Here is an 11,779-nt window from a genome sequence, read left to right on the forward strand (position 1 = left end):
AGGACATGCTGCAGCTCGCCACGATCACGCGGATGCCACGCTCTGGTCCAGGTTGCCACCCACGCCGGCCAATCCGGTCGGGGCTGCCTCGCAGCCGACGAGGGGTTCCTGGCGCGACGATCGCACAGGTGTGCAAGGCTGACGTGATGTCGCTCTCTTCCGCCCCTGCGGAGCCGATAACGCCCGATCCGCTGAATGAGGTTGCGGACACGCTGCTCACCCAGTCCTGGCTCGACCTGTCGTTCCTGCACTGGGCTGCCGACCCTGCGGACGTGGCGCCGCTGCTGCCGGCCGGGACCGTGCCGGACACCTACGACGGGCTCACCTACATCGGCCTGGTGGCTTTCCGGATGCACCGGGTGGGCTGGTTCAGGATGCCGGGTATCCCGTACCTCGGCACCTTTCCCGAGACCAACGTGCGGCTCTACTCGGTGGACCGGCACGGCCGACGCGGCGTGGTCTTCCGCTCGCTGGAGGCCTCGCGGCTGCTGCCGGTGGCCGTCGCCCGCAGCGCCTTCCGGATGCCCTACGTGTGGGCCAAGATGGCGATCCATCGTGACGCGGACGCGGACACCATCAGCTACACCAGCAGCCGACGCTGGCCGGGGCCGCGCGGGGTGCGCTGCCGGATCGCGGTGCGCATCGGCGAGCGGATCGAGGAGCCGACCCCCCTCGAACACTTCCTGACCGCCCGCTGGGGCATGCACAACGCCTTCTTCGGCCGACCGGTGTATCTGCCCAATGCCCACCCGCGCTGGCCGCTGCACCGGGCAGAACTCCTTGACTGCGAGGATGAGTTGGTGACCGCAGCCGGGCTGCCTTCGCCGGTCGGCCCGCCGGTGAGCGTGCTGTACTCCCCCGGCGTACCGGTTCGCTTCGGCCGCCCTGCCCGCCCGGGCGGTCTGCCCACCCCCTGAGCCCGTGCAGCACGGCGGTCGAACGTCAGCCGGGAGCGTGGTGGCACGATCGGGCAAGAGCGTCACCGGCACGGTCGGCCGGTCGGTCGGACCGGCAGTTCGAGCTTCCTTCCATCGGCCGGCCCCCGTCGCCGGCGCCAGTGCAGTGGCCTTGGACGTCGCCGCGCACCCGGCTCAGCACCGCACCCTTGACCGAGGACGGCAGGCTGCCGACGATCCGGATGTCGTCCACCGTCCCCTTCACCTGAGCGACGGAGACCGGCCCGGCGTCGACATCGGGGACGTTGACCTCGACGTGGTCGATGGCGCCGGAATTCGAGTCCATGCCGTTGTCGGTGACGGCGGTGTCAGTGGCGGTGGCACTCCCGGTGTCAGTGGCGGTGGCACTCCCGGTGTCGGCGGCGGTGCCACTCCCGGTGTCAGTGGCGGTGGCACTCCCGGTGTCGGCGGCGGTGCCACTCCCGGTGTCGGCGGCGGTGGCACTCCCGGTGTCAGTGGCGGTGGCACTCCCGGTGCCGGCACCGGAGCCGGCGCCGGCGGTGTTGCCGTGGGCCGAGGAGGCGTCCGGCTCTCCGGAGCCCTGGACCGACGGCTCGTCCGGGCCCTGGTCGTTCGAGGCCGGGCCGGTCCCGGGGAGCACGACCGGCCGGTACCCGCGCCTTGCATTCCGCGGAAGGTTCGTTGGAAAGCATCGCCACCATGCGACCACAGCTCGGGGAACGGAACGGTTCCTCCCTTATGGTGACGCTGACTCAATACTGATAGCGAGGAGCAACCAGCCATGGCGGTCTCGATCGGATTGCATGTCAGCCCCGAATTTCCCGCGATGCTGGAGCGGATTGACGCACTCGGCGGGGCGCTGGAGGCGGACGCTGGCGCGGCCGAGGAACGCGGCAGACTCACCGAGGACATCGCGCGGGCGTTGCTGGGTGCTGGGGTCGTGGGAGCCGCACTGCCGCAGAGCCTCGGCGGATACGAATTCTCCCCACGCCAATTGATAGAGACGGTCGAGCGGATCAGCTATCACGATTCCGCGGCCGGCTGGACGATGATGGCGCTGCAGTTGATGACCGGTACCACTGCGGCCTATCTCGATGCCGTTGCGACGGCCGACTTGTTCCCTGATGTCGCGGGTGGGGACCACGCGTTGTTGGCCGGGCACGGCACCCGGCCCGGCCGGGCCGTCCCGGTGGAGGGTGGCTATCTGGTGAGCGGCAGTTGGCAGTTCGCCTCCGGCATGGCGCACGCCACCCATATCCACAGTGCGATCCAGGTCGAGGGCAGTGGGGAGCTGCGGGTGCTGGCGATGCCGAAGTCGCAGGTGGAACTCGTCGACAACTGGGATGTGCTCGGGCTGCGTGCGACGCACAGCATTGATTACCACTGCGCCGACGTGCTTGTCCCGGCAACGCACACGTATCTCGCCACGACGACGGACCCGGCCAACGGTGGCGCGATCTACCGCCTCGGATTGGTCAACATGTCCGCGATCGGACACACCGGTTGGGCGTTGGGGGTCGGGCGGCGCCTCCTCGACGAGTTGAAGTCGGTCGCCGCGGCGAAATCCGGCACACGTAACGCCGCCGTCGACACCACGCAGTTCCACGCGGAGTACGCGACCGCCGAAGCCAAGCTTCGTTCGGCACGGGCGTGGGCGACGGAGGTATGGCGGGGTATCGAAGAGACCTTGGCTGCAGGCGAGTTGCCGAGCACCGAGCACGACACTCTGCTCAGGCTGGCGCTCAACCACGCGACGTGGACCGTGCAGGACGTGGGGCAGACGGTGCACCGATGGGCGGGGACGGCGGCGATCCGGCGCGGGCCGATCGACCGGTTTCTGCGTGATCTCGGCACGGGTACCCAGCACCTCACCTCAAGCCCCACGGTCCTGCAGAACTGCGGGAAGTGGCTCAGCGGCGCGCAACCCCGGGCGCACTGGGAATTTCTCGACTTGACGCCGTGACCATGGCCACACAGACGGCCGGGGATCGCACAGCGGGTCCACGGCGCCCTCAAGCCCCGCCGCCCCCTGGTCGGCAGGTCGGCAGGTCGGCAGGTCGGTCGAACGGCCGAATTCCTCCCTATGACCGCAATGTCTCCGAAGGCGACTCCCCGAACTGTTGGCGGTACGCGAGTGAGAAGCGGCCCGGGTGCAGGAAGCCCCAGCGGGAGGCGACGGCGGTGACGGTCGCGGCACCCGGGTCGGAGGCCAGGAGTTCCTTGTGTACGCGGTCCAGGCGGACCTCGCGCAGGTACGCGAGCGGTGTCGTGCCGAGGTGCCGGCGGAAGCCTTCCTGAAGGGCCCGTACGCCGACGCCGACACATTCCGCGATCTCCGCGACCGTGAGCGGCTCGGCGGCGTGTCCCTCGATGACCTCCATGGCGCGGCGGACCGCGGGCGGCGCGACGCGCGGCTGCTCGCCGAGCAGCGCCGACGAGTAATTGTTCGGCTGGGCCAGCAACAGCTGGGTCATGAGGAGCGATTCAAGCTGTTTTGTCACGATGGGCTGGCTTGTCATGCCACCGGGCCCCTCCGCCTCCCGGCGCATGAGGTCGACGATGTTGAGCCAGGACCGGGAGGCCGATGTGGTGAGGTTCATGCCGAGCGAGAAGAAGATCGGGCGGCGCACGGTGCGGCCGAGCAAGCTGCCCAGGTGCGATTCCAGCGACGATCGGTCGAACCACACGATCAGCTGCGGATTGCCGTCACCCCAGCGCATGTCCAACTTTCCGGTCGGAGAGGGGACAGAGGCGAGTTCCGGGGAGGAAATGATCTCCTCGCGGCCACAGGTGATTTCGGCGTAACCGGCGAGCGGGACCTGGACGAGGAAGAAGCTCTCCAGATCGCCCGGTGTAATCCGGACTTCCGTTCCGTAATCGAGATAATAGAGACCTGTCCGATCGAAGGGTGCGCCGTGCAGCCGGGCGTCGAGCGTCGCCGAGCGCCGCGTGATGCGCAGCTCATGGGGACAGAAGGCGCGGCCGACCTCGACCCGCGCCTCCCAAATGTCCGCTGTATGGAACCGCTGGTGATTTGCGAGGGGGAATTCTTCAGCGGGCATGTAAACCTCCACCGCCGAGATGCGCGATCGGGACAGCAACCCGCGTGATCCGGATAGCGAAGGTGATCTTGCCATACCAGGATTGCTCCCTGACCGCCGCGGACCCGAGAGAATCCTGGAATCAACAATGCAGGGAGTGCCGGGCCGGGCTGCGCTCGTCAGAGGCGGAGTCACGCCCAGCGGACGGCCCGTCGCATGCGCGCCGTGCGTATTACGCGCGACCGGCGCGGAGAGGGCCGCCAAGGCCATACCTCCGCACGTCGCGGCACCCTTGCCTCTGCCGGCCCGGCTCGCCGATTCGGCCGGGCCCCTCTAGCCGGCCGGTTCACCCGGGGCCCATCCCCCGGCCCTACGGGTGCCCCGGCCTCCCGCGGCTGCCCGCCAACCCCCCTCAGGCGGGCAGCCGCACCCCACACCACCGCCGCCCTCTCGTTGACGCCGCCACGTGCCGAAACGCTGCACAGCGCACGGCACCGCACGGCATTGCACGGCACCGCACGGCACCGCTCGAAAAACGCACATACAACCCCGGAGAATCCCCTCATGCGCAAGATCACCATCGTCGGAGCCGGCCAGGCCGGCCTCCAGCTCGGCATCGGCCTGGTCGACCACGGTTTTGACGTCACCATCGTCTCGAACCGCACCGGAGACCAGATCCGCGAGGGCCGGGTCATGTCCAGCCAGGCCATGTTCGGCACCGCGCTGGCCCACGAGCGCAACCTCGGCCTCGACTTCTGGGGCGAAGCCTGCCCGTCGATCGACGGTCTCGGCGTGAACATCGCCGACGGCCAGGGTGGCCGGGCGCTGTCCTTCGACGCCCGCCTCGAGGCCACCGCCCGCTCCATCGACCAGCGCGTCAAGATGCCGCTTTGGATGGGCGAGTTCGCGCGCCGCGGCGGTCGTCTGGAGCTCTGCGAAGCCGGCATCGAGGACCTGGAGCGCTACGCCGCCGAGTCCGACCTGGTAATCGTCGCGGCCGGCAAGGGTGAGATCGCCGGGCTGTTCGAGCGGGACGCCGTGCGTTCCCCGTACGACGCGCCGCAGCGCGCGCTGGCCCTGGCGTACGTCACCGGCATGGCGCCGCTGCCCGACCGCCCCGGCGTCAGCTTCAACGTCATCCCCGGTATGGGTGAGTACTTCACCATGCCCAGCCTCACCACCAGCGGCCCCTGCGACATCATGTTCTTCGAGGGCATCCCGGGTGGCCCGCTCGACTGCTTCGACGGGCTCACCCCCCACCAGCAGCTGGCGACGTTCCAGGAACTGCTGCGGACGTACGCTCCGTGGGAGGCCGAGCGCTGCACCGATGTCACGCTCACCGACCGGAACGGCACCCTCGCGGGCCGCTTCGCGCCGACCGTCCGCAAGCCCGTCGCCACGCTGCCCTCTGGCGCCCGGGTGCTCGGCCTCGCCGACGTCGTCGTCCTGAACGACCCGATCACCGGCCAGGGGTCCAACAACGCCTCGAAGTGCGCGGCCTCCTACCTCGCCACCATCCTGGACCACGGCGAGTGCCCGTACGACGCCGCGTTCATGGAGCTGGCCTTCGGCCGCTTCTGGGACAACGCGCAGTCCGCCACGACCTGGACCAACGCGATGCTCGGCGCCCCGCCGCAGCACGTCCTGGAGATCTTCGGCGCGGCGAGCGCCAACTCCCGTATCGCCGCCCGCTTCGTCAACGGTTTCGACGACCCGCGCGACTTGCTCCACTGGTTCCTGGACCCGGTCGCCGCGAAGAACTATCTGACGGAGGCCGGTGCCTGAGTGGCCGGCAGGAGCTGGGCAAAGACAACTGACGCTACGCCAGTGACATTGACGTACGAGAAACAGGACTGCAGGGCATGAGAAGGATCGCGGTGGTTGGCGCCGGGCAGGCGGGTGCCCAACTCGCTCTGGGACTACAGGCGCACGGCTATGACGTCACCTTGGTCACCGACCGCGACCCCGACGAGATACGTCGCGGCCCGGTCATGTCCAGCCAGTGCATGTTCGACACCGCGCTGCAGAGCGAGCGCGAACTCGGCCTGCACCACTGGGAGGACCAGGCCCCGGACATCTCCGGCATCGCGCTCTCTCTCATCGGCCCGCACGGTACTCCGGCCGTCTCATGGCGCGCGCCGCTGGAGGCCCCTGCCCACTCGGTCGACCAGCGGGTCAAGTGTGCCGCCTGGATCGAGCAGTTCGCGGACGGCGGCCGCGGCGAGATCGTGCTGCACGAGGCGGGCGTCAACGACCTCGAATGGTACGCCCGTACGCACGATCTCGTCGTGGTCTCCACGGGCAAGGGCGAGCTGAGTCAGCTCTTCACGCGCAACTGCGAACTCTCCCCGTACGACCGGCCACGCCGTGCGCTGGCCCTGACGTACGTCACGGGAGCGGCACCGCGGGAGGGGGAGGACGCCGTCCACTACCACCTGGTCCCCGGCGTCGGCGAATTCTTCTCCTTCCCCGCCCTCACCACCACCGGCCCCTGCGACATCATGGTCTTCGAAGGTGTCCCCGGCGGCCCGATGGACTGCTGGGACGACATCCGCACGCCTGAAGGCCACCTCACCCGCTCCCTGGAAATCCTCCACCGGTTCTTCCCCGACGCATACGAGCGCTACCGGCACGCCCGGCTCACCGACGACGGCGGCGTGTTGCGCGGCAAGTTCACTCCGACCGTCCGGCACCCCGTCGCCCGACTGTCCTCCGGCCGGCACGTCCTCGGCATGGCCGACGCCGTCGTCCTCAACGATCCGATCACCGGCCAGGGTTCGAACAACGCGGCTCAGGCCGCGACCCACTACCTCGACAGCATTCTCCGTCACGGCACCGCCGAGTTCACCCCGCAGTGGATGCAGCGCACCTTCGACAGCTTCTGGCGCGGCTGGGCTCAATGGGCCGTCGGCTGGACCAACTCCCTCCTGACCGAGCTGAGTCCCCACCACCGCGACCTCCTGACAGCGGCGGCCGAAATCCCCTCTGTCGCCGACGCGCTCGCCGCCGGATTCGACGACCCGCGCACTCTCTACCGTTGGTGGTTCGAGGAGGCCGAGGCTCACCGCTTCCTCGCCGAGAAGCGCGACCGGCACGCCGCCCGCTTCGACGGCCGCGAACTGCGCCGCGCGCTGGGCCAGTACGCCACCGGAGTGGCCGTGGTGACGGCCCGCGCCCCCGACGGCCGCAACGTCGGCATGACGGCGAACTCCTTCACCTCCGTCTCGTTGAACCCGCCCCTCGTCCTGTGGTGCCCCGGCAAAAACAGCCCGAGCCTCCCGGACTTCACCGACGCCTCGCACTTCGCCGTCCACGTGCTGGCCGCCGACCAGCACCACCTCTCCCGCCAGTTCGCCACCCCGGCCGACGACAAATTCCGCAGTACCCCCACCACCCCCGGCATCGCCGGCACCCCCCTCCTCGACGGCGCGGTCGCCCGCTTCCAATGCCGCACCGTCCAACGCCTCGATGCCGGCGACCACGTCATCTTCCTCGGCGAGGTCGAACAGTACGAGGCCGACGGCGGCACCCCCCTGGTGTTTCACTCGGGGTACTACCACGTGGCGACGAAGCATCCAGATCTGTGAACGAGCATGCGGATCAGGTGGCCTGCGACGGAACCGGGGCAGGCCGGCCATCGACACCTCCACACCGGGTCCGGTCAGGCCGATCAGGCCGATCAGGCCGACCAGGCCGATCAGGCCGACCAGGTATTCATTGCGCACAGCGGATGGGCTCCGCCGGATTCGGATGAGGCGGAGCGCCGGCGGAGCTTACGGTTTCGAAGAAACCAGGTGCTCTGTCCGGTGCGAAGTGACGGACGGGCCGAAGAAGTTCCGGCGTCCTGCGTCCTGCGCTTCGCGCGCCGACCGTCGAGGACTGCCTCGCCCTCTGCCCGGAGCTGTCCCTGCTCGACCGGCGCGTCCTGGACATGCCGTGCTGTCCGCTGCTTCTGGTCAACGGCAAGGACGACCTGCAGAACACCTCGGCCGACACCTGGCGAACGACGGAACTGACCAGCGCAACTCAAGGGAGTGCTCTTCCACCTTGCCCGCTTCGTGAGCGCGTATCGCGACCGCTTCGCCGAACTCCCCTCCGACACCGCAGCCCGACGGTGACCCCAGCCTCCTGCGGAACGGAGGAAACCTGCGGGACGCGGTCGTCTTCCTCGAAAGGGCCGGCGGACCGAGCGCGGGCAGACCCCCAGTCTGAGTTCACCGCCGTCCACCGGTCTGATCGGATCGATGAGGGTCAGTGCGTGCGTGCGCACGCACCCCTTGCAGGCCGAACAGGATGAGAAGCTCGACCGCGCCGCCGTCGGCGCTGCCCAGCCAGTGGGGCAAGGACGTATCAAACTCGGCTGTCTCACCGGGCGGCAGCGTCAGGTCGCGCTCGCCGGTCACGAGCCGCAGGCGTCCGTTGAGCACGTAGAGCCATTCGAAGCCTTCGTGGGTCTGCGGAGTCGGTTCGAGTGGTTCCGGCTGTGCGGGGATGATCATCTTGAACGCGTGCACCCCGCCCGGTCGCCGCGACAGGGGCACGAAGGTCATCCCGAAGCGCCTGACCGGCTTGAGGTGTATCCGGGGGTCGCCAGTGCGCGGGGCGCCGACGAGGTCGTCCAACGGAACGTCATAGGTACGGGCCAGCGGCAGCAGCAATTCCAGGCTCGGCCGGCGCCGGCCGTTCTCCAGCCGGGACAGCGTGCTCTCCGATACGCCGGTCGTCGCCGCGAGGTCGGCGAGGGTGATGCCGCGGTCACGACGCAGCGCACGAAGGCGCGGCCCCACCACGTCGAGCACTTCGTCGTCCGTCGTGCGATCCATCAGGCCATCTTGCCGTAACCGCAAGATTTCGTGCCAAGTCGTGCGGTGCCTGGCAAGACTGAGTGCATCCCGACACAAGGAGCCTTGATGCGCAGCACCGATACGGTCACGTTCTGGGACGGCGTCCACGCGGCCCGGCCGGCAGCCGGCGGCCCGCAGCCGAATGTCCGCCTCGCCGAGACCGGGACGGGCCTGCCGCCCGGTGACGCGTTGGACCTCGGATGCGGCAACGGCGGCGACGCTCTGTGGCTCGCCCGCCAGGGGTGGCATGTCACCGCCGTCGACGTCTCGGCCGTGGCGGTCGAGCGGCTCGCCGCCCTCGCCCGCTCACACGGCCTGGACCCGACCGTGTCACCACCGTGCGGGCCGACTTGCACAAGTCGTTCCCACGTCGTCACCGCCGAGCTCTTGCGTTTCCTCGACGGATGACCACGCCGCCAAGGGGGTGCGGGACGCCGTTCGGCACGGGCCCCGTGGTCATCACCCTCCAGATCGCCGACCGGCTCTCGCCCCACCGCATCCACGTGTGCGGCCGACCGCTACCACGGCGTCCGCGTCTTCCTGACACGGACACCGCCCACATCCACGCACAGGAGCCCTCCACCATGCACACATACGACGTCACAGTGACCACCGGCGCCTCGCCGGAAATCGTCTGGAAGCTGCTGGTCGACGCCGCGAGCTGGCCGCTGTGGTCCAAGGTGGACAGTCTGGACACGACACGGTCGGTCGGCCTCGACCCCGGCGGCGACGACGGCATCGGTGCCGTCCGGGCTTTCCGGACGGGACGCGTCGTGACCGGCGAGCGGCTGACCGAGAAGGTCGAGGGATGCCTCTTGGCCTACGAAGACGCGTTCAATCCGTCGATGCACAACTATCACGCGCGCATCGAACTGAAGCCGACAGCGTGCTCGGGCACGGTCATCCACTGGTACGGCGAGTACGAGACAAGCCGGCTGTTGGGTTGGTTCATGCCGCGCTACCTGCAGAAGTTCATGCAGGGCATGGCGGATGGGCTGGCCCGCTACGCCGAGGGGTGCAGGCCGGCTCAGTGAGGCCTACGCCGCAACGCGCGTTCGGCCACAGCCCACCCGGGCATCGCGGCGGATCGCCCAGGAGCCTGGCCGGGGCCGGGCACCGCAACGTCGCGGCAGCCCCGGGCCGGCCAGGTCCAGGACAGAAACCGTCAAAGTTGATGATGGCAAGCCGCGATAGCCATTGATACTTTAAGAAACCGGTTCAAGCGCCTGCGAAGAACCGCGGGAGCAATCAAACCCAACATGGTCGAACATTCGAGATGAACCTCACGCTGGAGTTACTTTCTGGAAGCCTGGGTGCTACGCGAAAAGCTGAGCTGACCAGCGGGGCCAGGATCGGGCCCGACTGCTGGTGAACGTTGGGACATGACGCCGTTGCGGTGGAACCGGGACCGCTCAGTGAATTCGGCGCTCTACCACCGTCGCACTCCCCCGTCGCACCTTGACCGCATATTTCCGCGAACACCATACCGAAGGCACCGTCCTCGCAGACAAGCCCATGACTCCGCGCCGGGCGACTGGTCGTCATACGGGTCATGTTGAAGGTGTCATCACTACGGATTCCCTCACCCTGCAATGTCGGGGTGACATCAATGTTTTCGATGAGGTGCTCAGGTGAATCAGGAGAACTTTTCCAGCCCGACCGAGGACTGCTCCGCCATGCGACACTTCCCGGATCTCAACTCTGTAGTCGACCTGGTTCGCACCCAAGTGGCTCAGGTGCTCGTTTACGTGCAGCCGGACATGGTCAAAGTGGATCAGTCGTTCAAGGACGCCGGGTTCGACTCCATCGCTGCCGTCCAGTTGTGCAACCGGTTGAACGATGTCACGAACCTTTCGTTGCCTGACACCGTTGTCTTCGACTACCCCACCCCGCTGGCTTTGGCTGAGCACCTCTTCCCCCTGCTCCGCGACGAAACGGCCACGGAACCTCCGTCCGGATCACGCTCGTTCCAAGAGAGCCCCGTGCGAGAGGGCGAGGTATCCGCCGACGATCCCATCGCCATCGTGGGGATGGCATGCCGCTACCCCGGGGGCGTGCGGTCGGCTGAGGGCCTATGGGATCTGATATCTGCCGGCAAGGATGCCACCACGGAATTTCCTGCCGATCGCGGGTGGGACGTAGCCGCTCTCTACAACGAGGACCCCGATCACGCAGGTACCAGCTACACCAAGCGGGGAGGTTTCCTGGAGGGAGCAGCGGAATTCGATCCGCGCTTTTTCGGCATCTCACCGCATGAGGCGTTGGCGATGGACCCGCAGCAGCGGTTGCTGCTGGAAACGTCCTGGGAAGCCATCGAAGAGGCAGGGATTGACCCGCGTTCACTCCGTGGCACCAATTCCGGCGTATTCGCTGGATTGATGTACCACGATTATGCATCCACGGTCGACCAGGTCCCCGGAGAGCTCGAAGGGCACTTGACCACGGGAAAATCCGGCGGAGTCCTGTCTGGCCGGGTGTCGTATGTGCTGGGGCTTGAGGGGCCCGCGGTGACGGTGGACACGGCGTGTTCGTCGTCGTTGGTGGCGCTGCACTGGGCGGCGCAGTCGCTGCGCTCCGGTGAATGCTCCCTGGCGCTGGCGGGTGGTGTCACCGTCATGTCCAACCCGGCGACTTTCGTGGAATTCAGTCGGCAGCGCGGACTGTCCGCGGACGGCCGGTGCCGTTCGTACGCCGGTAGCGCTGATGGGACTGGGTTTGCTGAGGGTGTGGGTGTGGTGGTGGTGGAGCGGTTGTCCGATGCGGTGCGCCAGGGGCATCGGGTGCTCGCCGTGGTGCGGGGCTCTGCGGTGAACCAGGACGGCGCCTCGAACGGTCTGACAGCTCCCAGCGGACGCGCGCAGGAGCGGGTGGTGCGGCAAGCGTTGTCAGGTGCCGGACTGGGGCCGGGTGACGTGGACGTGGTGGAAGGACACGGCACGGGGACGCGGTTGGGTGATCCGATCGAGGTCGGTGCGCT

The 11,779-nt window shown here is 68.2% G+C and carries 9 protein-coding genes and 1 pseudogene; 7 read left to right on the forward strand and 3 right to left on the reverse strand.

The features are described from left to right. Positions 1–146 precede the first annotated feature (146 nt). Positions 147–917 (forward strand): YqjF family protein, encoded by a 771-nt coding sequence (locus ACGFR7_RS34820; protein WP_393327281.1) that lies wholly within the window; start codon positions 147–149, stop codon positions 915–917. A gap of 25 nt (positions 918–942) precedes the next feature. On the opposite strand, the gene ACGFR7_RS34825 is transcribed toward ACGFR7_RS34820, so the two are convergent. Next, entirely contained in the window at positions 943–1,557 is a 615-nt protein-coding gene (locus tag ACGFR7_RS34825) for a hypothetical protein (RefSeq protein ID WP_393327284.1), read from the reverse strand. 141 nt (positions 1,558–1,698) lie between these two features. On the opposite strand from ACGFR7_RS34825, the gene ACGFR7_RS34830 reads away from it, so the two are divergent. Then, positions 1,699–2,880: an acyl-CoA dehydrogenase gene (locus tag ACGFR7_RS34830; RefSeq protein ID WP_393327287.1), complete on the forward strand. Its 1,182-nt coding sequence runs from the start codon at positions 1,699–1,701 to the stop codon at positions 2,878–2,880. 118 nt (positions 2,881–2,998) lie between these two features. Here the strand turns inward: ACGFR7_RS34830 and ACGFR7_RS34835 are convergent, their stop codons facing one another. Further along, positions 2,999–4,054 (reverse strand): AraC family transcriptional regulator, encoded by a 1,056-nt coding sequence (locus tag ACGFR7_RS34835; RefSeq protein ID WP_393327290.1) that lies wholly within the window; start codon positions 4,052–4,054, stop codon positions 2,999–3,001. A gap of 468 nt (positions 4,055–4,522) precedes the next feature. Between ACGFR7_RS34835 and ACGFR7_RS34840 the strand changes: the two genes are divergently transcribed. Together ACGFR7_RS34840 and ACGFR7_RS34845 are read left to right on the forward strand one after the other, a co-directional pair. Beyond that, on the forward strand, positions 4,523–5,743 hold the full coding sequence (locus ACGFR7_RS34840; RefSeq protein WP_393327293.1) for a styrene monooxygenase/indole monooxygenase family protein: 1,221 nt from the start codon (positions 4,523–4,525) through the stop codon (positions 5,741–5,743). A gap of 77 nt (positions 5,744–5,820) precedes the next feature. After that, positions 5,821–7,545: a styrene monooxygenase/indole monooxygenase family protein gene (locus tag ACGFR7_RS34845; protein WP_393327296.1), complete on the forward strand. Its 1,725-nt coding sequence runs from the start codon at positions 5,821–5,823 to the stop codon at positions 7,543–7,545. A 627-nt stretch (positions 7,546–8,172) separates the two neighbouring features. Here the strand turns inward: ACGFR7_RS34845 and ACGFR7_RS34850 are convergent. Then, a complete protein-coding gene (locus ACGFR7_RS34850; protein ID WP_393327299.1) occupies positions 8,173–8,781 on the reverse strand; it encodes a helix-turn-helix domain-containing protein in 609 nt (202 codons plus the stop codon). Between the two features lie 87 nt (positions 8,782–8,868). On the opposite strand from ACGFR7_RS34850, the pseudogene ACGFR7_RS34855 reads away from it, so the two are divergent. From ACGFR7_RS34855 to ACGFR7_RS34865, 3 genes and pseudogenes are all read left to right on the forward strand, one after another. Further along, positions 8,869–9,170: pseudogene (locus ACGFR7_RS34855) on the forward strand (SAM-dependent methyltransferase); the annotation flags it as partial. 216 nt (positions 9,171–9,386) lie between these two features. After that, entirely contained in the window at positions 9,387–9,836 is a 450-nt protein-coding gene (locus ACGFR7_RS34860; RefSeq protein WP_393327310.1) for an SRPBCC family protein, read from the forward strand. 597 nt (positions 9,837–10,433) lie between these two features. Next, on the forward strand, positions 10,434–11,779 hold a 1,346-nt coding region (locus tag ACGFR7_RS34865; RefSeq protein ID WP_393327301.1), incomplete at its 3' end, for a beta-ketoacyl synthase N-terminal-like domain-containing protein.

It is taken from the genome of Streptomyces sp. NPDC048516 (genome assembly GCF_043199875.1).
Lineage (GTDB): Bacteria > Actinomycetota > Actinomycetes > Streptomycetales > Streptomycetaceae > Streptomyces.